This window comes from Metabacillus lacus (assembly GCF_009674805.1).
GTDB lineage: Bacteria > Bacillota > Bacilli > Bacillales > Bacillaceae > Metabacillus_C > Metabacillus_C lacus.
The window spans coordinates 14,628-37,233 of the sequence record NZ_WKKI01000034.1 but is presented as its reverse complement, the minus strand read 5'-3'; the positions used below and the strand labels follow the sequence as shown (position 1 = coordinate 37,233).

General features: G+C 41.4%; 21 protein-coding genes and 3 riboswitches. Of the genes, 5 read left to right on the top strand and 16 right to left on the bottom strand.

Features of this window, described 5'->3' with window-relative positions; genetic code table 11:
• Positions 1-493: 493 nt before the first annotated feature.
• From GJU40_RS15025 to GJU40_RS15015, 3 genes are all read left to right on the top strand, one after another.
• Positions 494-2,278, top strand: a complete 1,785-nt coding sequence (locus GJU40_RS15025; protein ID WP_154308884.1) for a hypothetical protein — start codon at positions 494-496, stop codon at positions 2,276-2,278.
• Positions 2,279-2,290: 12 nt separating this feature from the next.
• Complete coding sequence (locus tag GJU40_RS15020; RefSeq protein ID WP_343031573.1) at positions 2,291-3,004, top strand: ATP-binding cassette domain-containing protein; 714 nt, start codon at positions 2,291-2,293, stop codon at positions 3,002-3,004.
• A gap of 208 nt (positions 3,005-3,212) precedes the next feature.
• Positions 3,213-3,452, top strand: a complete 240-nt coding sequence (locus GJU40_RS15015; RefSeq protein ID WP_154308883.1) for a DUF5348 domain-containing protein — start codon at positions 3,213-3,215, stop codon at positions 3,450-3,452.
• A gap of 384 nt (positions 3,453-3,836) precedes the next feature.
• Here the strand turns inward: GJU40_RS15015 and GJU40_RS15010 are convergent, their stop codons facing one another.
• From GJU40_RS15010 to GJU40_RS14980, 7 genes are all read right to left on the bottom strand, one after another.
• Positions 3,837-4,274: a CBS domain-containing protein gene (locus GJU40_RS15010; RefSeq protein ID WP_154308882.1), complete on the bottom strand. Its 438-nt coding sequence runs from the start codon at positions 4,272-4,274 to the stop codon at positions 3,837-3,839.
• Between the two features lie 17 nt (positions 4,275-4,291).
• The gene (gene kdpDN / locus GJU40_RS15005) at positions 4,292-5,446 is read right to left on the bottom strand and encodes a KdpD-like non-kinase potassium sensor (RefSeq protein ID WP_425481228.1); all 1,155 of its coding nucleotides are present in this window, start codon (positions 5,444-5,446) and stop codon (positions 4,292-4,294) included.
• 483 nt (positions 5,447-5,929) lie between these two features.
• On the bottom strand, positions 5,930-6,508 hold the full coding sequence (gene kdpC, locus GJU40_RS15000; protein ID WP_154308880.1) for a potassium-transporting ATPase subunit KdpC: 579 nt from the start codon (positions 6,506-6,508) through the stop codon (positions 5,930-5,932).
• Positions 6,509-6,547: 39 nt separating this feature from the next.
• Entirely contained in the window at positions 6,548-8,560 is a 2,013-nt protein-coding gene (gene kdpB, locus GJU40_RS14995; RefSeq protein ID WP_246188383.1) for a potassium-transporting ATPase subunit KdpB, read from the bottom strand.
• Positions 8,561-8,710: 150 nt separating this feature from the next.
• Positions 8,711-10,384, bottom strand: a complete 1,674-nt coding sequence (gene kdpA, locus GJU40_RS14990) for a potassium-transporting ATPase subunit KdpA (protein WP_343031572.1) — start codon at positions 10,382-10,384, stop codon at positions 8,711-8,713.
• An 18-nt stretch (positions 10,385-10,402) separates the two neighbouring features.
• Positions 10,403-10,480, bottom strand: a complete 78-nt coding sequence (locus GJU40_RS21565) for a potassium-transporting ATPase subunit F (RefSeq protein WP_425481229.1) — start codon at positions 10,478-10,480, stop codon at positions 10,403-10,405.
• A 136-nt stretch (positions 10,481-10,616) separates the two neighbouring features.
• Entirely contained in the window at positions 10,617-11,015 is a 399-nt protein-coding gene (locus GJU40_RS14980) for a hypothetical protein (protein ID WP_154308878.1), read from the bottom strand.
• 480 nt (positions 11,016-11,495) lie between these two features.
• Positions 11,496-11,636: riboswitch (cyclic di-AMP (ydaO/yuaA leader) on the bottom strand.
• A 225-nt stretch (positions 11,637-11,861) separates the two neighbouring features.
• On the opposite strand from GJU40_RS14980, the gene GJU40_RS14975 reads away from it, so the two are divergent.
• Together GJU40_RS14975 and glnA are read left to right on the top strand one after the other, a co-directional pair.
• Positions 11,862-12,236, top strand: coding sequence for a Na-translocating system protein MpsC family protein (locus GJU40_RS14975; protein ID WP_154308877.1), 375 nt, complete (start codon positions 11,862-11,864; stop codon positions 12,234-12,236).
• 136 nt (positions 12,237-12,372) lie between these two features.
• Positions 12,373-12,515, top strand: a riboswitch (cyclic di-AMP (ydaO/yuaA leader).
• Between the two features lie 42 nt (positions 12,516-12,557).
• A riboswitch (cyclic di-AMP (ydaO/yuaA leader) is annotated at positions 12,558-12,697 on the top strand.
• Between the two features lie 131 nt (positions 12,698-12,828).
• Positions 12,829-14,172 (top strand): type I glutamate--ammonia ligase, encoded by a 1,344-nt coding sequence (glnA, locus tag GJU40_RS14970; RefSeq protein ID WP_154308876.1) that lies wholly within the window; start codon positions 12,829-12,831, stop codon positions 14,170-14,172.
• Positions 14,173-14,275: 103 nt separating this feature from the next.
• Here the strand turns inward: glnA and GJU40_RS21275 are convergent, their stop codons facing one another.
• The 9 genes from GJU40_RS21275 to yycF all read right to left on the bottom strand — a co-directional run bounded on the left by GJU40_RS21275 (position 14,276) and on the right by yycF (position 22,310).
• On the bottom strand, positions 14,276-14,404 hold the full coding sequence (locus GJU40_RS21275) for a hypothetical protein (protein ID WP_281350720.1): 129 nt from the start codon (positions 14,402-14,404) through the stop codon (positions 14,276-14,278).
• A gap of 257 nt (positions 14,405-14,661) precedes the next feature.
• Entirely contained in the window at positions 14,662-15,141 is a 480-nt protein-coding gene (gene rlmH, locus GJU40_RS14965) for a 23S rRNA (pseudouridine(1915)-N(3))-methyltransferase RlmH (RefSeq protein WP_343031571.1), read from the bottom strand.
• An 81-nt stretch (positions 15,142-15,222) separates the two neighbouring features.
• A complete protein-coding gene (locus tag GJU40_RS14960) occupies positions 15,223-15,378 on the bottom strand; it encodes a CxxH/CxxC protein (protein WP_154308874.1) in 156 nt (51 codons plus the stop codon).
• Positions 15,379-15,479: 101 nt separating this feature from the next.
• Positions 15,480-16,700 carry a S1C family serine protease gene (locus GJU40_RS14955; RefSeq protein WP_154308892.1) on the bottom strand — a complete coding sequence of 407 codons (1,221 nt, stop codon included), beginning with the start codon at positions 16,698-16,700 and terminating at the stop codon, positions 15,480-15,482.
• 102 nt (positions 16,701-16,802) lie between these two features.
• On the bottom strand, positions 16,803-17,597 hold the full coding sequence (locus GJU40_RS14950; RefSeq protein ID WP_154308873.1) for an MBL fold metallo-hydrolase: 795 nt from the start codon (positions 17,595-17,597) through the stop codon (positions 16,803-16,805).
• A 31-nt stretch (positions 17,598-17,628) separates the two neighbouring features.
• The gene (locus GJU40_RS14945) at positions 17,629-18,417 is read right to left on the bottom strand and encodes a two-component system regulatory protein YycI (protein WP_170289424.1); all 789 of its coding nucleotides are present in this window, start codon (positions 18,415-18,417) and stop codon (positions 17,629-17,631) included.
• On the bottom strand, positions 18,404-19,756 hold the full coding sequence (locus GJU40_RS14940; RefSeq protein WP_154308871.1) for a YycH family regulatory protein: 1,353 nt from the start codon (positions 19,754-19,756) through the stop codon (positions 18,404-18,406). The genes GJU40_RS14945 and GJU40_RS14940 overlap by 14 nt, the downstream gene beginning before the upstream one ends.
• Positions 19,753-21,591 carry a cell wall metabolism sensor histidine kinase WalK gene (gene walK / locus GJU40_RS14935; RefSeq protein ID WP_154308870.1) on the bottom strand — a complete coding sequence of 613 codons (1,839 nt, stop codon included), beginning with the start codon at positions 21,589-21,591 and terminating at the stop codon, positions 19,753-19,755. Before walK ends, GJU40_RS14940 begins: the two co-directional genes overlap by 4 nt.
• A gap of 8 nt (positions 21,592-21,599) precedes the next feature.
• Positions 21,600-22,310: a response regulator YycF gene (gene yycF / locus GJU40_RS14930; RefSeq protein ID WP_154308869.1), complete on the bottom strand. Its 711-nt coding sequence runs from the start codon at positions 22,308-22,310 to the stop codon at positions 21,600-21,602.
• Positions 22,311-22,606: the final 296 nt, after the last annotated feature.

The following is a 22,606-nucleotide window of genomic DNA, read 5'->3' as shown; positions in this document are numbered from 1 at the left end:
GGGGTATCGTCGTCCCCTTCTTCAAACCACAGTGTAATTGAATTGATGGATTTCCTATCTTTACTTAATTCACTCTTTTTAATAATTGAACGTAGCAGTACCTTTCGAGTTTTATAATCGGCTATTTCATATATCTTTTGAGAATTTATTCATGACGACTCTTCAAGAACATGCAGTAAAAACCTTGATTTTAAGAGTTTAGGGTCTATTACCCCCTAAGTTTATAATTTACAAATATTTGTCTGAAACTATTCTACCAACAATAGAAATAGAAAGGAACCTAAATTTGAACATTCTACAATATCTTAACAATCTTATTGCAATGATTTATTTATGGGTTTGTATTAAGAAAATTCATTTTAGGAACGTAATAAACACATTTTTACCCTTCTTACGCACGAGACATAGAATTATATTCAGGAATGCTATAAGTTAAAAGGATCTTTTTCATTAATGTATCTTGTAATGCAAGATACCGTGAAAGGATGGAAATATGGTACAAACTTGGATTAAGTGGAAACTTGTTATGCGTTGGAAAAACCAGTGGAATTACCTAAAGTTTCTCAAATATATTCCTTCTGGGAATAAATTATGGATAATAGCTTTTGGTATAAGCCTATTTAATTTCGGAGCAATCTTTTTTAGTACCTATTTTTTGTTTAAAGTTAGCTTGTTCAATAAAAACTTTTTAGACAGTGAGTTTAACGGAATCATATTGAATCTAATCGGTAAGATGCTACTGTATGCAAGCAGTAACTATTCCATACTATGGTCGTTAACCTTTTGTATCATACTTATCTTTTCCTTTGTTACAGGAATTAGTTCATCGAAATGGCAACTACATTCAATCGATAAAGAATGGCTGTTAACAAATTTAAAAATCAGTCCAGCCAAAGCAAAGGTTTATTTGTATTTAGAATCTACAGTATGGTATTCAAAGGATTTTTTATTAAGCTATGTCCCAGTTCTATTGGCTCTCGGTCTACTAACAGAAATTTATTGGCTTCAAATGGTCTTAGTTATAACGCTAACCTTCGTTCTTTTTATCTTTACCAGCCTGGCAACATCAGTTTTTCACAACCGTTATTGGACCCTTCAAAAGCATAAACATAATTTTCTGTTTAGAGTGATGTTTGCATTGTCAATTAGATTAACAGTCGGTTTTCTATCCTTTGGTTGTGGAAAAACGTTATCTTCCTGGATGAGTGATTTTCCAATCACTTCTAACGATTTAGACTTGGTTGTCTACCAAAATTGGATAAATGATGGAACAAACGCCTTAATGAATTTGTTATCACCTGTTGGCATTTTCTTAGAGAATCCTTATTTGCCCCACAACCTATTGGCCATGCTCGTATCTGGCAATATAAAGCCTTTGGCAATCCTTTCAATCTCAGGTACGTTTCTTGCATTCCTCTTAGCAGCATATTTCCTATCAAAGTATGAATCAGATGCTAATAAGCAGAAATACTATCCTTTTATACTAGTAGAAAAAGGATTGACTGTTTTGACAAAGCCTCTAGGCAAGCATTATTCCAACGTTTTGTTTTATCATCATATTCGCACAGATTACTTTTTTCACAGATTTCCTGTTTTATTAGGGTCTTTGCCTTTTTGGCTTCAATTGGGTTTATTTTCTGGATTGTTAAGTGATATTTCACCAAAGGAAAACATCTTTTTTCTTATATTATCCTTTTATTTAATGTTTTTCGTTTTTTTCTATGTAGATTCAGTTTATACCAATTTACAGGGGGTTTTTTCGTTAGACAGCGAAGGAAAAAAGATCTTAATTCACTTCATGGCAAAGAAAAATTTATGGGATGTATTTAAGTATAAGTTCAGGTTTTTCATCATTCTGACTTTTCCATTGATGCTACTGGGTGACGTTATATTTATTAGCTTTAATCAAATGGATATAAGGATAGGAATCTTGACCATTCTCATGCATGCTGTAGCTTATCTCCTATTTTCATTACTGGTCTTTTTACCTTCAGTAGTGAGCCCGCATTTTAACTTTATAAATATTGAGCAACTGGATGAATACCCTGACAAAAAAACACTACAGGATATGGTGAAATTTATTATACTCGGCTGTGTTATACCGTGCTCTATGCTGCCTACTGCTTTATTGATTACCGATATGATCTCATTTACATCGTTTATTTTTTTTCAGTGGATGGGTGTTTCATTAATGTTTTTACTTACTGTAATGAGCATTATTTTGTGGATAAGAAAAAAACTAATAAAAATATCCGGTATTGACAGTATTTATCTATGAGGAGGAGAACATGTGTCGTCATTAATGAAGTTTGAGGAAGTGTGTAAGAATTTTGAACAGAAAAGAATATTGAATAAAATATCCTTTGAGATACCTAAGGGTAAAATAGTCGCTTTCCTTGGCCAAAATGGGGCTGGAAAGACCACCACATTAAAAATTGCTTCAGGGTTGATAACTGCAGATTCTGGAAGGATAACAATCGATAACGTTCCTCTTGTTTCATCAAAGGAGAATGTAACCTTTATACCTGATTATCCATTTCTGTATGAGGAACTAACAGGGCTTGAATACATAACATTCACCCTGGATATCTTCAATTTAACCTACAGTAAAGAACAGATAGTAGAATTAATTGAAAAGTATGATTTGAAGTCTGAAATAGGAAAGAAAATCAGTAGCTTATCACTAGGCAATAAAAAAAAGCTTTCTCTTTTGACTACTTTGCTAAATAGCCCTAAGTTGCTGCTTCTAGATGAATTCATATCCGGAATAGATCCGATTAATATGATAAAGGTAAAAACCATATTAAAAGAGTATGTAAGACAAGGTAATTCCATCCTTTTATCTACTCATCAGCTTGAGGTTGCACAAGCGTTCTGTGACTCGATCATATTAATTAACAATGGAGAAATAATGAGAAAAGACATTGAGGTATCATCTATTCTTGAAGCATCGAATTTAGAAGAATACTTTATACTGACATTAACAGGAGGTGATGATAAATAGTGAGTAGAAAATTGTTCTTTTCAGTATCATTAATTTTCACTTTATTTGTAATACCTCCTTTTATTATTTCCATACTCAATAATAACTACAAAGATACATTTATTATCTCAATTATTTTCTTACTAGTTTTTTCAGTAACATTTTTTGAATACAGTAAACAAAAGAAAAATAATCATCAATAACAGAAGGTGATTGAAGGAGAACTTGCATGAAGAGTAGCCGTTGGAAGAGTATGTACTTTGATGAGAAACTTGATTGTTGGATTGTTGATTGGGGAAATCAAAGAGATTACAAACTGGGGTGTGGAGAATGTTTCAATCTAAACCTTGGTTATGGCAAGGTGCTGTCATGCCGCCTTGAGCTTGGTAGAGACTGGTACATAATCACCGGCAGTCATGAAGTCCAATTTTATTTGAAGCAAAATGAAACCTATGAAGTAGATTTATAGATGTTTTGGGGAGGACTGAAAAGCCTCCCTTCTTACCTTTAAGCGGCAATAAATCCGTCAAGTTTAGGACAAAATGAGCCGTCAGTTTTAGGACATTATAGAGCGTCATTAACACAATAGATAATATACAAATAACAGCAGCAAAAAATGAAGGGTGCAAATCATTCCAATGTAATAACTTAATTTCAGATCTGTTTACATGATTTAGGTACAAGAAAATCCTCGAAAAAAAACATGCCTAGAAACAAACCGACTGCACTTTGCGGAGCTATCTCCCTAAACCTCATCAATATTCCTCCTACTAACCATAATAAACAGAGTTATTTTAACCGGCTCTGATTCCAAGAAGGTGCTATCCATCCAAGCTTAGGGAAAGAGCAGTTCTTATTTGCTCTTCCTCTTTTTATTTTTGAGAGAGAGATGAATGATATGCTCAGCACAATATTCGATAATCTCTCTTCTTCTGATGATACCTATAAAAACAGAATTGTCATCAACTACAGGGACAAAGTTCTGTTCCATTGCAACTGAGATGATGTCTTCCATTTCTGCACTTACAGAAATTGATTCATAGCTTCTCCGGAGAGGGACATCCTTAAGCTGGACCCTAGATGTATCTTGAAAACTAAGATTGGGTGTGTTTTTCATCTTCCATAAAAGGTCCCCTTCGGTCAAGGTGCCTGCATATTTCCCTTCTCTTGTAAGAAGGGGGACCGCAGTGTAGTGGTGGTATTCCATCTTCTCCAGTGCCTGACGCATGGTTGATTCTTTTTGGATAAATGCTACTTCCTTTTTTGGAATCAGAAAAAATGCGATATTCAATTTTTGTTCTTCCCTTTCTACCTGCCATCTGCAACGATGTGGATATCAATGTTGGAGGTGTCCCTCATAATCATATTTACAATTGAACCCTTGCGAATTTCATCCCATCGGGTTCTTGCCGACTGCCCTAACAAAATTTGTGTAATATTATATCTTTTTGCTACTTCAACAATCACAGTTGCAGGTTTTCTGTGCTTTTTTTCTTCTATTATAAACGTTGCATTAAATTGTTCCGCAAGTTTTGTCCATTCCTTCATTTTTTGTTCTTTCTGCGGATCGTTCTTACCTGCCTCATCAACGACCGTCAAAATATACATATTTGCCTTCAAGCGGTTGGCCATGCGCCATCCCCTCCTTATCAGCTTCTCAGCCGTTGGGCCATAGTGGATGCAAACAAGAATTTTCTCATTTACACCAATTGGCCCATTTACTACTTCCCTGCTGATTTGCTCTATCCTTTCATCTACATCATCAGCTACCTCCCTTAATGCTAACTCCCGTAAAGCGGAAAGATTGGCTGTGGTGAAAAAATGGGTTAGGCTTCGTTCGATTTTATCACGAGTATAAATTTTCCCCTCTGACAGCCTTTTTCTTAAAGTCTCGGGTGTCACATCAATCAGCTGGATTTCATTGGCTTTTGAAAGAAAGGTATCTGGAATGCGTTCCCGGACCTTTACTCCCGTGATTTGCTGGACAATATCATTCACGCTTTCCAAATGCTGAATATTGACCGCAGACAGGACATTTATGCCGGCCTGGAGAATTTCTTCTACATCCATATACCTTTTTAAGTGTTTGGAGCCAGTAATATTGCTATGTGCCAATTCATCAATGACAATGAATTCAGGATTCCTTTCTATGATTGCTTTTACATTCACTTCATAAAAGGTCCTGTCTTTATAGGAAATCGGCAGTAAAGGAACAAACTCCAGATCTTTTATTTGCTCTTCGGTATCTTTTCTTCCATGTGTTTCAATAAGACCGATGACAATATCTTTGCCTTCCTTTCGCAAGTCAAGAGCATCCTGCAGCATTTTATATGTTTTCCCGACTCCTGGTGCCGCTCCGACATACAGCTTAAGTTTTCCCCGATTGGACAAAGCAATTTCATCTAAAAGTTCCTCAGGGGTCTTTCTCTTGAAATAAGGATGGCTTTCCTTCAAAGAGATCACCTCATCTTCACGATTTGGGCTTTTATCATTATAGGGTATCGCTTAATCACAACCCGGGAATCGGAAAAGGCGATACAAACTCTTATCACAAAATTACGGTTTTCAACGTCTGGCAACTTTCCATTCGAAATTGCCAGAACAAAAGGCAGGACTTCAATATTACCCGATGTGCTTGGATGGGAACACAAAACAGATCTTCGTCTTAACAATTCCTTTCGATAGCTCCTGTTCTTGATGATGATCAATTCGATATCGTAACCCCCCTTATTTTGCAGTCGAGCTCTCTGCCTGAAACCTCCACATGCCCGGTTATAATATCTGACGGTGTATAGACAGGTTGGTTTACATGCAATTGAATTTTGGGTGACCGTAATTTAAGTTTTTTTAGATAAGACCTAAACATGTTGTACCCCCCATCTTCTTATTTAACGTCAATTGGCACTCGCAAATGAAAAACTTTGCGAGTGCCGTGTCATTCAACTGTTATAGTTGTTTTTTTAGATCTAAATTCAATTTAAGGACATTGACTCGTTTCTCGCCAAACAGCCCTAGTTCCCTGCCTTGTGTATTTTCCTCAATTAGTTCCTTTAATTTTTCCTGGTTAATGCCTGTTTGTTCGGAAACCCGATTGACTTGTGCAAGGGCTGCTTCAGGGCTGATGTGCGGGTCGAGACCGGAACCAGAGTTGGTGATCAAATCAATCGGCACTTCACTAACAGGAGTGTTCGGATTGTCTTTTCTCCATAGTTCGACAGCCTGTTTCGTCCGCTCAATCATATCGGCATTTGATGGTGCAAAGTTGTTGGATCCTGAACCGGCAGCATCATATTCAATACTTGAGGTCCGGCCATGGAAAAATCCTGGGTCTGTAAAGGACTGGCCGATTAATTCAGAGCCTATTACTTTATTGTTCTCGTCATATATTAGGCTTCCATCTGCTTTATCCTTCATTACAGCCTGGGCAATACCTGTTGAGACTAATGGATAGCCCAATCCGCAAAGAAGCATGATGACAAAACTCATCCTGATGATTGGGCCGAACATACCCTGGGTTTCTTTCATTTTAAAATCCCTGCTTTCTTCAATAAAGTTTTGACGTGCTTATATGAACAGTGAGATCGCGATATCAATCAATTTGATGCCGATGAATGGAACAAGAACGCCACCGAGTCCATAAATAGTCAAGTTCCTCTTCAATAGCGCATTGGAACTCATCGGCTTATAGGAAACACCCTTCATCGCCAATGGTATCAGGAGCGGTATGATGACCGCGTTAAAAATCAGCGCCGATAGTATGGCTGACATAGGTGAATCAAGCCTCATGACATTCAATGCATCCATTTCCGGAATGGCAAGCAAGAACATCGCCGGGATAATCGCAAAATACTTTGCTACATCATTTGCGATACTGAAGGTTGTCAAGGCACCGCGGGTCATCAGCAGCTGTTTTCCAATGGAAACGACTTCGATGATCTTAGTCGGGTTTGAATCCAGGTCGACCATGTTGGCTGCTTCTTTTGCAGCCGTTGTCCCGCTATTCATAGCCAGGCCTACGTCGGCTTGGGCAAGTGCTGGAGCATCATTGGTGCCATCACCTGTCATCGCAACGAGTTTGCCCTGATTTTGTTCATATTTAATGACGTCAATTTTATCTTCAGGTTTGCACTCTGCAATGAATTCATCCACTCCGGCTTCTTTGGCAATGGTTGCAGCTGTTAGCGGATTGTCACCTGTACACATGACCGTCTTAATGCCCATTTTCCTAAGCTGGTCAAATCGTTCACGCATACCGGGCTTTACTGTATCCTTCAAATAAATCAACCCGTAGATTTGATTGTCAACTGCCACAGCAAGAGGCGTGCCTCCTTCTCTAGCTATCTCTTCTGTCTTCTGGTCCAAATCTTCCGGTATCCGGCCGCCCTGGGATTTCACCCAATTTTTCACGGCATCCACCGCTCCTTTTCTTACTTTCCGGCCATCTGGCAGATCAACACCGCTCATTCTTGTTTCGGCTTTGAATTCAATGATATTTCCGCCATTTACTGCAGATTTATCAATTCGAAACCCTTTCTGGTTCAGCAATTCGATAACCGACCGGCCTTCGGGAGTTTCATCCTGAAGTGAGCTTAGTGCTGTCCAATGTGACAACTTATCCTTTGTAACTTCTCCTGTTGTAATAAAATCACTGGCCATTCTGTTTCCAAAAGTGATCGTTCCGGTTTTATCCAAGATGATGGTATTAATGTCACCAGCTGCTTCCACTGCTTTACCAGACATCGCCAGAACGTTGAACTGGGTAACCCGGTCCATACCGGCAATACCAATAGCTGAAAGCAACCCGCCGATGGTCGTTGGAATCAAGCAGACGAGCAGTGCGATCAAGACCGGAATTTCAAGCTGGAACCCAAGATAATTGGTAAAGAACGGCATTGCCACAACAACAATCATGAAGATCAGGGTCAAACTAGTCAAAACGGTGTTCAAAGCAATTTCATTCGGTGTTTTTTGGCGTTCGGCCCCTTCAACGAGAGAAATCATCCGATCGAGGAAGGATTCTCCTGGATCGCTTGTGATGCGAACCTTAATCTGGTCACTGATCACCTTCGTTCCGCCTGTAACGGAGTTAAAGTCACCGCCTGCCTCTTTGATCACTGGTGCAGATTCACCTGTAATCGTTGATTCATCCACCGAAGCGAGCCCAGCAATTACCTCTCCGTCACCAGGAATCATTTCCCCCTGGGATACGATGACAATATCGCCTTTGCGAAGGGTCAGGGAAGCCACATTTTCAGTTTTGCCATTCGGCTTCAATTTGTTTGCCATAATATCCTGTTTCGATTTTTTTAAGGAATCTGCCTGAGCTTTTCCGCGGCCTTCTGCCAGTGCTTCGGCAAAATTGGCAAATAGCACAGTGAAGAGCAGGATCAGGGAAACAGTAATATTAAACCAGGGTTCAACCGCACTGCTTCCAAATAGATCGGGAGCAAACGAAAGGATCAGTGTGATAAAGAACCCAAATTCCACCACAAACATAATCGGATTTTTCACCATTTTTCTCGGATCCAGCTTTACAAAAGATTCTTTTATAGCCTGCATAATCAATTCTTTATCCATCGCTTTTTTATTTTCATCCCTTTTATATTCCGGATTGGGAGATCCAGGATTTGGCCTCTTGCCGGAATTCGATTCAATCCCCTGAACCGGGAATTTTGTCACAGTTGATTTTTCCTTGACTGCATAATTACCCATCGTGAATCCTCCAATCTACAATGTCAAATATTCGGCAACTGGTCCCAATACGATTGTTGGGAAGAATGTAAGTGCACCGACGATAAAAATGGTTCCAATTAAAATGACACCAAACAATGGAGTGTCAGTACGGAAGGTGCCAACTGTTTCCGGTACCAGTTTCTTTGAAGCAAGCGAGCCGGCAACAGCAAGCATCGTTACTAGTCCAAAGAATCTTCCGATATACATCACCAATCCGGTTGATATGTTCCAGAACGGAGTGTTATCCCCTAACCCCTCAAAGCCAGAACCGTTATTGGCTGCAGAGGATGTGTACTCATATACAACCTGGCTGATACCATGGAAACCTGGATTGGAAATCGCTTCAGCTCCAACTGTAGTAAACAAGGCAACAGCAGATGCTCCAAGAATCAGGAGCGGATGAATCAAAAGGGTTACGGCAATCAATTTCATTTCTCTGCCTTCAATCTTTTTCCCCAAGAACTCTGGAGTCCGGCCTACCATCAGGCCTGAAAGGAATACGGCGATCATCGCATACATGATCACATTGATGAAGCCAGCTCCTACTCCGCCAAAGATTGTATTTAATAACATCGCAGACAGAGGCATCAGTCCTCCGAGCGGGGTCATTGTATCGTGCATATTGTTGACTGCGCCTGTTTCAGAAGCTGTTGTTACTACAGCATACAAGGCTGAAAGGCCTGAACCAAAACGGACTTCCTTGCCTTCCAGGCTTCCCTGGGTGTGTTCTACACCAAGAGCATTCAGGACTGGATTTCCCTGGTACTCAGAAGTAACAGCAATTCCGACAAACAGAACAAACATCATTAGCATGGAAACAAACAGCACCCTGCCTTGCTTAGGATTGCCAACCATCCGGCCATAGGCAAAAGGAGTAGCTGTCGGCAACAGGAGCATCAATAAGATTTGTATGAAGTTGCTGATTGCATTTGGATTTTCAAAAGGATGGGCCGAGTTGACTCCGAAGAATCCTCCACCGTTATTCCCCAATTCTTTAATTGATAGGAAAGCCCCTACTGGACCGCGAGCAATATTCTGGTCGCCTCCTTCAACTGTCTGGGCTGTTATGGTCGGATCCAGAGTTTGCGGAACACCCAGTGCAACAAGAACCAAGCCGGATACAAAAGCAATTGGAAGCAAGACTCTTGTAATCGCTCTAATCAAGTCTGTATAAAAGTTGCCGATTTCCTTTCCAGCTAGACCTCTCATGAAGGCCATCACAACTGCCAGGGCTGTACCAGGAGCTGCAAACATCATGAACAGGATCCCGATCATCTGGGCCAAATAGGAAAGCCCGCTTTCCCCGCTATAGTGCTGAAGATTCGTATTGGTCATGAAGCTGATTGCTGTATTGAACGCTAGTGTCGGTTCCATTCCTACAATCTTGCTTGGATTAAGCGGCAGGACCCCTTGAAGGCGGAAAACCAGGTATACAAGGACAATCATGAATCCATTGGCTAGAACTAATGCCAATGCGTATTGTTTCCAGGTTTGATTTATTCTTTTAATGCCGCTGAGCTTGAACAGGAAGTTTTCAAACGGCCCATATAGTTTATTTAGGGCGGTATTTTCATCACTAAATGCTTTTGCCATATATACACCTGTCGGCTTAGCAAGCAAGATGACCGCCAGTATGGTTATTACAATAGAAAGAATGGTCGTGAACACGTTATTTACCTCCGTGAATTAAAATTTTTCAGGATTGAGTAAAACATAAAGCAAGTAGACTGACATCAACGCGACTGCCCCAAGCAGAACTGCCATCATGATTGATCATCTCCTTGAGTTACAACTGATGCAGACCATTTCGCAAGACCCACCATCAATAAGGGAAGGCCAAAAAATAAAACTGTCATTAGTGCGTCTAACATGGTAAAACCCCCACTTTCATATCGTTTAGTTAATGGATTAAAAATGTAATATCATTGCAATTGGTGTAGACAACATGCCTTGCTCCAAGGCATTCATAAAGTCTCTTCGGGTACTTTTTGTTTTTAGTCACCACAATCAGTGGAGCGATTATGCTGGCTTTTATCACTTCAGCAAGCGTACATGTATCAGCCAGGCTGTCTTCAAGAAAGACCACTTTATGAAAATGCTTGTCGAAGTGGATTACCTTTTGCCCCTTTTCTAAAAGGAAGATTTCTTTGCAGCCTTTTCCTTCTAGAACATGAAGGACGTCCTGGTCCTTCGTGAGATACACAAAGGAATCTTCCAAGTCCAACTGCTCACAGACATCCATAAGCGCTTTAATTGTTGGAATGCAGATAAGAATATTTCCTTCAGTGAACGATTCCACTGTTCTTCCCCCTTGTTTTAGTGGTAATTAAAACAGCCAACACCTCCAACATATATCGATCACCTAGAGGCCAACATTTTCATGCCTTTTGCTCAGGACGGAAGCGGAAAGCTGGCGAAAATTTATTTTCCCTCATGCCCTTTCTTTGTTCAAAGAGAAGAGATCAGGAATAAAAAATAGACCAATGTTTACTTTTTCCCCATGGCTGAAGACAAGGCAATGACCAGCTGTGCATCCTCCCATAGATAGAAAGAATGTACAGATCATGCTTGTTCAACAACTTTAATTGGAGAAAAAGTACCCATTGGTCTACTTAACGCCCAGCAAACAGCAAGAGCTGCTTCCTTTGCATTCTGTCTCCCATGCACTTTTTCTAATAAATAGGCACAATAAAAAGACCTACTTGATCAGTCAAGCTGCCTTTTTGCCACATGATTTTTTGTGCAACAAAAAAAGCCCCCTGAGTAAGGCGGTCTTTATGACCTCCTTCGCTTTAGCCGACGAAGTTAGCTGACGGGTAGGATGGCGAAAGAGAAAATCTCATCCCTCCTGCAAAAGCAGGATTAACCCCAAGTAATTGGGTCCTCCGTTCTCATTTAAGAGATTAGGCCGAAATATTAATTTTTGATTTCGAAGTCATTCTACTCCCACTTTTTGCATTTGTAAACTCTCAAAAACACCGAAAATCCAACCTGAAATTAGCATTTAACCTTAAAATCTTTAATTTTCATGGCATTTACTAACTATTTCTCTAGTTTTCTTGCTTTTACACTTTTTCTTTTTACAGATAGAATAGCTAAAATGTAAAAAAGTAATAAACTAACTTTCTATTGGAGGAAAAATTACATGAAATGTTCTAAACGGAAATTGGAAGCAGAGCTAAGTGAATCTTTTATCAAACTGCAGAGGGAACTCATGGGAAGGGGTCCCCAGGAAACGAAAACATATATCATCCAGGACATGGTGATCCTCAGGTTTAAAGGAGTGTTAACAGTAGAGGAGAAACACCTCGTCACAAATGAATCCGGCAGAAAGCTCGTTAAAAAACTGCGTCAGGTCCTTCGGGAAATGTATAGCAAAAATTTCGAGGAGATTGTAGAACAATGCACAGGGTGCAAGGTTCTCTCCAGTCACAGCGATATCAGCACTAAAATTGGCGAGCGGATTGAAGTATTCATTATGGATAAGGATCTGGAGAAAGCTCTTGAGCAAAAAGATTAAGTGTAAGATTTATGAAAAATTAAGAAATCCGTCAAAAATCAAAGGTTTTTATTGGTAAATAGCTGAAATTGAATGTTTTTTGACTATTTTCCGAGTTTACAAAGAAAAACCACGACAGTAATATAAAAATCAATTTTAACCACATACGCTGAATTCTATTGAAACGGGGGAACCACTTTTCGGAAAGCAGAAAGCTTCCTGGGGTGAATCCTTTTGGAAGGGCGACTCTTACCGCCCTAACCCGACAGCTAACCCCGTAAGCGTTGTAGGAGAAGGGAAGGTGGCCTTTATATAAATTAGCAAGTTAATATTAAAAATTTTTCCACTAAAACGCTGAATCTATCAAGAGCGGGGGAACCATTTTCGATAGCATTTGCTATCTTGGGGTGAATCCTTATGGTAGGGCGACTCTTACCGCCCGAATCCGACAGCTAACCTCGCAAGCGTTGATAAGAGAGTGATCTTTGCATAATAGGCATGGTGTATTTCCCCTGCCTTAAAAAGGCTGCGCAAAGGTTCTCTTTGCGCAGTCTTTTTTATTCGATTTTTTGCTGTTCATGACAAATTAACTTAATCAGGGAGTGACATCTGGATGGCCATTTCATTGGAAAATGAACAATTAGAAAATATAAAAAAGCAGATTGCCGAGAAGAAGGTTGAATTGCTCCATATGCAATTCGTAGATATAGAAGGAATATTGAAGCATGTCACCATTACAATTGATCAGCTGGAAAGCGCAGTTGAAGGAAAAATAATGTTTGATGGCTCTTCCATCAAAGGTTTCTGCCCTGTCAATAATTCAGATTTGTACTTAAGGTCAGATTTAAATACCTTCTCCATTCTTCCATGGTCAATAGAAGACGGATATGCGGAGGCAAGGTTGCTTTGCAGTGTCTATAATCCAGACAATACTCCATACGAAGGGGATCCACGTCATGTTTTGAAACGGACCATCGAAAAGGCCGGCAGGCTGGGCTACACAATCAGCATAGGCCCTGAATTGGAATTCTTTTTATTTCAAATGGATGATAAGGGAGTGCCGACAACGACTCCACATGATCAGGGTGGGTATTTTGAACCCTCCCATGACCTTGGTGAAAAGGTAAGACTGGAAATCTATCGCACTTTGAAAGCCATGGGCTTTAAAATTGAAGCATCCCATCACGAGGTTGCAATGGGCCAACACGAAATCAACTTTGAATTCAAAGATGCCTTAACTTCAGCAGACAACGCAACGACCTATAAATGGGTCGTAAAGAATGTCGCAAAGCAGTTCAACCTGCACGCTTCATTCATGCCAAAGCCTGTCCAGGAAATCAATGGCTCGGGAATGCACATCAATATATCATTGCTACAGGACGGCCAAAATATCTTTCTTGATTCAGAAGATGAGTTAAAACTCTCAAAAAATGCTTATTACTTTATTAACGGATTGATGCTATATACTGACCAGCTTTCGGCAATCACCAACCCGATCGTCAACTCTTATAAAAGGCTGGTGCCAGGTTACGAGGCTCCCTGCTATATTGCCTGGTCGACCTCCAATCGCTCTACCCTTATCCGCATACCAGCAAAAAGAGGCAATGCGACACGAGTAGAAGTGAGACATCCCGATCCAAGTGCCAATCCATATCTTGCATATGCCGCCATCGCAGAAGCCGGTTTGAAAGGGATGGAGTTAAGGGAGTTACCTGTTGATTTAATTGACAAGGATATTTTTAGCATGGAGGTTGACGAAAGAAATGCTGCGGGCTTAAGGCATCTTCCAGATAGCCTTGAGGCTGCACTGGTCCTAATGGATAAAAGTGAAATTGCCAAAGAAATATTGGGCACGCATGTCTACAATACCTTCATTGCTTTGAAGAGAGAGGAATGGGCACAGTACAGAACAACTGTCCACAAGTGGGAGCTAGAAAATTATCACAGCAAGTTCTAAAGTAAAATACCCACTGTCATGTTGTTGACAGTGGGTAACCTTTCTTTCCCCAAACAAGGAATAAACATGTAGAAATTCCTGGCTACTACGCAAACCTTTTTACTCACCCTGTAAGAATATCCTCCCTCGGATACTTAACTCTTGCTTCTGCTGCGTTAGCAAGGGAAAAAGCCATAGTCAAAGGGCCTAACTTCCCTGCAAACATGACAAAAAGAAAAATACCTTGAAGCATTCCAACAGTCCTCCAGGGAAAAGAAAAAGCAAATTTTTCAACTATTAATAAAAATAGTGACAGTAAAGCAATCTGATTCTCGTTCTCGTACCGTAAATAAAATTGAACTAGATTTCGACTTTTCCGAAGTTAATCTGTCCAAGACTTTCACACTTATCCACTCACTTTATCTTGAACCAGGTGATACAGAGGAAACTCCCTCTTTTTTTCTTGATTCAAACGACAAAATGCCTCTTTATCTTCAAAGTTTTTTGCCTCTATTTATGGTACGGTTCCCCCCGATTAATCCGAAACGCCCGATAAATCTGCTCCAATAAGATAAGCTTCATCATCTGATGGGGGAAGGTCATTTTGGAGAAGGAGAGGGTGTCGTTTGCCCGCTTCATGACGGTCTGGCTGAGGCCGAGGGATCCGCCGATGATAAAGGCAATTTTGCTTTTGCCGTAGGTGGCAAGCTTGTCGAGATCTTCGGCAAGCTGCTCTGAAGATTTCATTTTTCCGTTGATTGCCAGAGCAATCACATGGGTGTCTTCCGAGATTTTTGCGAGCAGCCTTTCTCCTTCTTTTTCCTTTACTTGTTCCATTTCCTGCTGACTGAGGTTTTCAGGGGCTTTTTCATCTGATACCTCAATTATTTCTATTTTTGCATAGGGAGAAAGTCTCTTTTGAAATTCATCTATTCCCATTTTTAAGTACTTTTCTTTTAGCTTCCCAACTGTACAGATTTGTATATTCACATTGACTTCCTCTCTTCGATATGTTTTCCACAGAACTTATCCACATTTGTGTATTTCCTATCCACATTTGGTATAAGAATATTAGTTCCCCACTATATATACCGCGGGTTCACCGCATATCTCGCATACTGTGGATAACTTCTCGTTTTCTTCAATTTTTATTATTTCCGGAGCGATTTCGTGGTCATCTACATACATATCTATCACTGTTTCTATGTGTTCATTGCAAGATTTCAACTAGTTTTCCTCCTTATCCACATGTGGATATATTTATTGCTGATGAGTAGGACTGTAGAACGATAGCATTCTTTTTTTGCTCCGCAAAAAAGGGAAGCTGTTTAGCTTCCCTGCGATCTTTGTGTTCCAAGCTTGACTTCCACCGTCTGCCTTTCTCCCCCTCGGTAAAACACTGCCGAAATTGTATCACCCGGCCGATGATTGTAGAGGACTTTCCGCAAATCAATCACATCTGTTACTTCATCTCCGCCCAGCTCGACAATGACATCATATTGCTGAATGCCAGCCTCGCCTGCTGGTGATGTTTGAGTAACGTCCAGCACAACAACACCCTGTGTTACTTCTTCCGGAAGCTTTAACGTTTGCTGCTGATGGTAGCTTGATACTTCACCAAACGACCTCATGCTCACACCGAGAAATGGCCTGCGGACTTCTCCAAAGGTTTCCAGATCTTCAATGATCGGTCTGGCCAGATTCGTTGGAATGGACAATCCAATGCCTTCTACAGCAGATTGTGCAATTTTCATTGAATTGATGCCAATAACCTGTCCCTCGATGTTAATCAGGGCACCGCCGCTGTTTCCAGGGTTGATGGCAGCATCTGTCTGCATGACTTCCGCATTCCAGTCCACCTGGCCGTCTCCGTTAGAATCAACCGGAATGGCCCTTTCCGTACCGGAAATAATGCCCTGCGTGACGGAGCCTGAGAATTGCAGCCCCAGCGGATTACCGATTGCGACAACAGGCTCGCCGGGACGGACAGTGTCGGAATCGCCAAACTCAGCAATACGTTCAATGTTCTCTCCTGCAACCTGCAGCACTGCAAGATCTGTCAGTACATCTGAACCAAGCACTTCAGCAGGAATTCTTTTCCCGTTGCTCAGGCTGATTTCAATCTGTGTTGCTCCCTCGATGACATGGTGGTTTGTCACGACAAAGGCTGTGTTTCCATCCTTTTTATAAATAACGCCAGAGCCTGTCCCTGCTTCTCCGCGTTCATTCCAAAAGCCGGCCTGCTGGATGTTGACCACACCGACTACTGCATCAGACACTCTGTCCACAACATCCGTTACAGCTGTGTTCACCTCTACTGATACATTTCTGGCAGGACCTGCAGGCTGTTCAGTTCCCGTACCGCCGTCAGGATTGTTTCCAATCCTCATGTCATACGGCAGCAAATTCAGGTTAGCCATTGCAGGAAGGGCAAAAACAATTAACAGACCTCCGAGTACGGCGCCGGTTAAGCCCGCCAGAAAATAGCCGCCCCTGTTTCCTTTTTGCTTTCTATTATAGCGCTCAGAGCCTTCATCATAATATCCCATTGCGAAAACATCCCATCCTTTCACGCTTGTCCCGTCACTTGAATAGTTTGCTTTTCTTACCAATATTATAACCATGATAAAGTGAAAAAATCTATTTTGAACCTACACAGCAAGAAGAGGAGTTGGTTTTTTCGGATCTGTATCATACAATTCAAACTGCTCGCCGACATAAAAACCCTTGCTCGCCAGCGTTTGTTCCACTGACATGCGGGCGAGATCCTTCATATTGTTGTCCAGGCTTAAATGTGCCAGGTAAATTCGCTTTGTGGAATCCCCGATTACATCTGTCATCGCCAAAGCAGCATCTTCATTGGACACATGGCCTACATCGCTTAAAATGCGACGTTTGATACTCCAGGGATAATGTCCCATTCTCAGCATTGAAACGTCATGATTGCTTTCAAACACATAAGAGTCGGCATTGCCGATAATCCCTTTCATCCTGTCGCTCACATAGCCCGTATCCGTTATCACTGCCAGCTTTTTTTCCCCATGATGAAAAACATAAAACATTGGTTCAGCTGCATCATGGCTGACACCGAAGGATTCGATATCAAGGCCTCCGAAGGTTTTGACCGACTCTGTAGCAAATTCAAATTTCTGGCCGTTATCCACTTCGCCGATCAGCCCTTCCATCGCTTTCCACGTGTTGGCATTGGCATAAATCGGCAGCTTGTACTTTCTTGCCACAACACCGAGACCTTTAATATGATCGCTGTGCTCGTGGGACACAAGAATGCCTGTCAGGTTTTCAAGCTTCCTCCCGATCTGCTGTATCAGCCCATCCAGCTGTTTGCCGCTCAAGCCGGCGTCTATTAAAAAGGACTGCCCGTCCGCTTCAACAAATATTGCATTCCCCGTACTCCCGCTCGCCAGGACACTAAATTGCAAGCTCATTTTTGTTCACTCCATTATCTATATCTAATTCTCAGGGCCTGATGATTTCTCCGACAAGTGCATTGACAAAGTAATCATCTTTGCCGTCTACTTCAATATGCCAGGTGGGAAGGAGGATCTGGGTGGTAGATAGCGGGTATCTTGTGTAATAGCCGAGCTCCACCTTCGTCACCGTACTGTTTGTCCTGATATCTCTTTTGTCATAAAGCGCTTCAATCGCTTTAATAGGGGCGAGAATATCCTGCTGCTCATCCACTTCCTGAATACTATCCATATAAGTCTGCTCATAGCTGACAATCTGGTTGTCACTGTCAATGTTCAAAATAAGAAGACCTATCCCAATATCGTTGCTGGCAGGATTTTGAAAGATAATTTTCCCCTTGTATTCCTGATAGTAATAAATTTGGTTTTTTTCTTTATCTCTTTTCCAGTACACATACTCACTGCCAAAAATAATACTGTCTCTCACAAATGTATTCAGCCTTGTTGACCAATTGCTTTCAGGCAGGCGGAGGGGCTCTTCCAGTTCCGCCCTGATTGAGTCATTCTGCACCGTTGTGGCTTCCTGATTGGTAAGCTCCTTTAAGTCTTCTTCACTGAAAACCTTTCTCTCGCCTTTAATATAACTGCCCTTTTGATTTGCGTTTGAAAGATCATTTGGAAACTTAATATTTTCAGCTGCCAGCCGTTCCTCAATGGGAATCGTTTTTGACAGCTCATAATTGCTGCTGTTTTTTTTATCAAAAAACTGCAGTGCCAAAAAGATATCGAGTACCAGGAAGCTAATGATAAAGATGGTTTTTGTTTTACTCCAATCCACTTGTATTACCTCCAAGCTTTTCAGGCAAATCATTGACGATTTTCAGTGATCCTGCTCTGTCTTCAATACTCCAGACAGGGTTCAGCTCTACAATCATGTTTTCGGCTGAAGAAGACAGCTCGTATACCGGCATGATTCTCACCACACTTGAGAGGTCAATGGAGCCATCCCTGGTAATTCGCGCCAGCAGCTCATCTCCCGATTCAATAGACGAATTTTCCCCGTCGGACAGGTTGGTTCTTAACCGGTAGCTTGGACGCGTATAGGACGCAATTTCGTTGTTTCCCCATACCTGTGTGATTTCAGTCGGCATTGAACTTTTGCCATCTGGAAGCACAAACAGATTGTTGATAAACAGCTGAAAGGAAACCTCCTGCACTTCGTGGCGCTTCAGGTTCATCCGGAAAAAGCGGTACGTATCCGTCCAGCCCCCATGATTGTTCAAGTAATTTATGCTTTGCTGAATAGCTTTGGCTTCAATAAAAATCGGCTGATCCACGGTCGGATCAATATATTTCACCAATCCTGTGTAAGGAGAGATTTCCATCACACGTGTGCCGTCTGTGAAATATCTTTCACCATCCGGTCTGGTATCCTGATTTACAATGCTGGGATTGCTGAACAGCGCCTGCTTAAACACATCTCCCTTGATTGTTTCCGTCACAATCTGGATGCTTTGAAAATTCAGCCTTTCCTTGGGAAGCAGAAGCACTTTTTCAGGGCTGACAGAGTGGGCAAAGAATTCAGGGTGTGCGCTCACATCCTGAAACATCCCGCTCACAATATTTTTCGCCTCCGCTGCATTTGCAGTTAACTGAAAGATCTTTTGCTCTTCATATGAAACGAGGTAAATCTGCTGATCCTGCTGATCAGTGACAGGGAGGACCATTCGGTCAAAGGAGACATACCCCGAACTTTCAAAACCCCAATTCAGCAGGCTTTGAAACGTTTCTATCGGCAGATTGTCGCTGAACAGCACCTCCAGCTTTGTTTCCTGATCCTCTCCATGAACCCAGCTGATAAACTCTTCTTTAGAAAAATTAGCGGAAACATCTCTTGTATCCGTGATTTCCCACTTGCCGATGCTGGTCCACAATTTATTGATTTCAGCTTCGCTGTAGGTTCCAAAATGCTGCCCCCCCTGATGCATAAACATCTGATAAGGTTTGACAACCTCAATCGTGCTTCTTTGTTCCGAATTAATCGGCTCATTAGGAAGAAGCTCAGGATTTTGGGCAAAGTCATAGTTCGGCTGATATGTCCAAATGTTCCAAGTGAAAAACAGACTGGCAGCAATTAAAACAATTAACAAAAACGATTTTACTTGTTCATGCTTCATGTCCAATCATCCTCTTGATCTTCTTCATAAGGGAGCGTAAAGAAGATGGTTGTCCCCATTCCATCGGTGCTTTTCGCCCAGATGTCACCATCATGCGCATTGATCATTTCCTTCGCAATCGCAAGGCCCAGGCCTGTTCCCCCAAGCTTTCTCGATCTGGCTTTATCCACCCTGTAGAAACGGTCAAATATTTTATCAACACTGTCTTTTGGAATTCCGACTCCCTGATCTCTTACGCTGATCACCAGATACTTATCCTGAATTTCCACTCTGAACGTAATTTCTCCGCCTTCAGGTGAATACTTCAGGGCATTGGAAATGATATTGTCCAGTACCTGAGTAATTTTGTCAGTATCTATTTCCACATACAGGCTTTCATCAGGCAGCAGCCTGTTAAAAGTAATATGCTGTTCCTTTGTCATCTCAAAACGGTCGATAATTCTGTTAAAAAACGCTGTAAAGTTGATCCAGTCTCTATTGAATCTATAGTCTTTGCTGTCGAGCTTCGACAGCTGAAGAAGATCATTTACAAGCCGGATCATCCGCTCCGTTTCTGTTTGGGTAACATTCAGGAATTGAGGCGCAATTTGCTCATCCTTCCATGCACCCTCTGCCAGCGCTTCAAGATAGCTCCTCATGGTAGTGAGAGGCGTTCTTAATTCATGAGACACATTGGCAACGAATTCGCGGCGTTCTTCATCAATTAATTCCTGTTCCGTGATGTCATGTATGACCGCAATTAAACCTTCCACGCGATCTTTTTTCTTTTGAATAACAGAAAAGTTTACTCTTAAAATATAAGGGCGATCCTGCGTGCTAATATCTAGAATGAGAGAATCCTGTTCCTTAATCAGATGATTAAAAGAAAATTCATCTTCTATCGCCAGCAAATGGGTAATTGGCATTTGCAGGGCTGTTTCACGTGAAACATTCAATTTTTGAAGGGCAGGGTCATTGATCAGGATGACGTGCCCGTTTCTGTCTGTTGCAATTACCCCGTTGGTCATATGCGCAATCACGGAGCTTAATTTTTTCCGTTCATCCTCTGTCTGCGAATGGGCTTCCTCCAGCTCATCGGTCAGGTGATTAAAGGTATGAGCAAGCTGGCCGATTTCATCATGGCCGTACACTCTTACCTTTCTTGAGAAATTTCCTTTAGCGAGCTCAATTGCCTGCCTTCTCATGTCAGAGAGGGGGCGGGTAATCGTTCTTGCAAGCAAAATACCCAGTATCCCGGTAATGCCAAGTGAAATAGCAGTACCGGACGCCAAAATTCCGTTTATTACACGCATCTGCGAGAAGATTTCCTCCATCGATGCTTCTACATAAATCGCTCCGATAATATCCTGATTTTGAGGTGACCGGAAAATTGGGGTGGAGGATTTCTGAATTCTTTCTCCGTTATCAATCATAACGGTTTCCTCTACCTGTCCCAGCAGCAATGACCTCTTAATCATGCCGTCTGGCGTTCTTTTTCCAATCATATCAAACTTATTAGGATCTGATATTCCCCTGACCCGGCTGTCTGTATCAATTACGCGCACTTCAAGCTTGTCATCGCCTGTCGCCACATCGGACAGAACAGCATTAATGTCTTCTTCAAGAGTGGGGTCTTCCTCTTTCCGATCTTTTACAATCTCCTGTTCAATGCTGTAGGAAAGAAGCTTTACCCTTTGATTGACAGAGTCTTCAAAGTTCTCCCTGAGCGATGATTCAAGCTTTCCTACGAAATAGACTCCAATAATCTGCATTGCAATAATAATCAATAATATATAGATAACCGTAAACTTAAAATGAATAGATCGAAAAAAGCTTACCTTGCCTACTTTATTCATTTGATAGACTACTCCTGTTCAGGGTTGCGCAAATAATAACCTACTCCACGTCTTGTTACAATCCAAGTTGGATGGCTAGGGTTATCTTCAATTTTTTCACGAAGTCTTCTCACAGTTACATCCACTGTCCGCACATCTCCAAAATAATCATAGCCCCACACAGTCTGCAGCAAATGCTCCCGTGTCATAACTTGGCCGATATGCTTGGCAAGATAATGAAGAAGCTCAAATTCCCGGTGAGTCAGTTCAATCGTCTCCCCGCGCTTTGCAACCACATAGGCATCGGGATGAATCACCAGCGAGCCGATTTCAATTTCATTTGTCGCGCCTTCTTCTTCAACTGCGCCCGGAGATTGATGGCGGCGCAAATTTGCTTTTACCCGCGCGAGCAATTCTCTTGTGCTGAATGGCTTTGTCACATAGTCATCTGCTCCTAGTTCCAGGCCCAGCACCTTATCAATCTCAGAATCCTTCGCTGTCAGCATAATAATCGGTGTTTCGTATTTTTTCCGAACTTCCCTGCATACTTCCATGCCGTCTCTGCTGGGCAGCATAATGTCGAGCAGAATCAAATCAGGCTTGATTTCTTCTACCATTTCAACAGCTTCATTGCCGTCATAGGCACAATGAACTTCATAGCCTTCTTTTTTTAAGTTAAACTCCAATATATCTGCAATGGGTTTTTCATCATCTATAACAAGAATTTTTTTCTCTAGCATATGTCTCTCCCCTTATTCGTAAGGATAACTTACTGATTTAAATGTACCATGTTTATATCTATCTATCATCATATCAAAATAAAACAATTGCCGATAAGTTCACTCCTGTACGGGTTACAAAGAAAACCTCTAGCAATTGCTAGAGGTGCGTATGATTGAAGTATATGGGAAAAGCACAAACTGAACTCTTTGCCCAATACATTCATTATAGCATTTTTTCAGCTGAAATACATCCTGCCTTGCGGGTTCAATGTATACAAAAAGGACATAATTGATCAAAATCAACTATGTCCTGA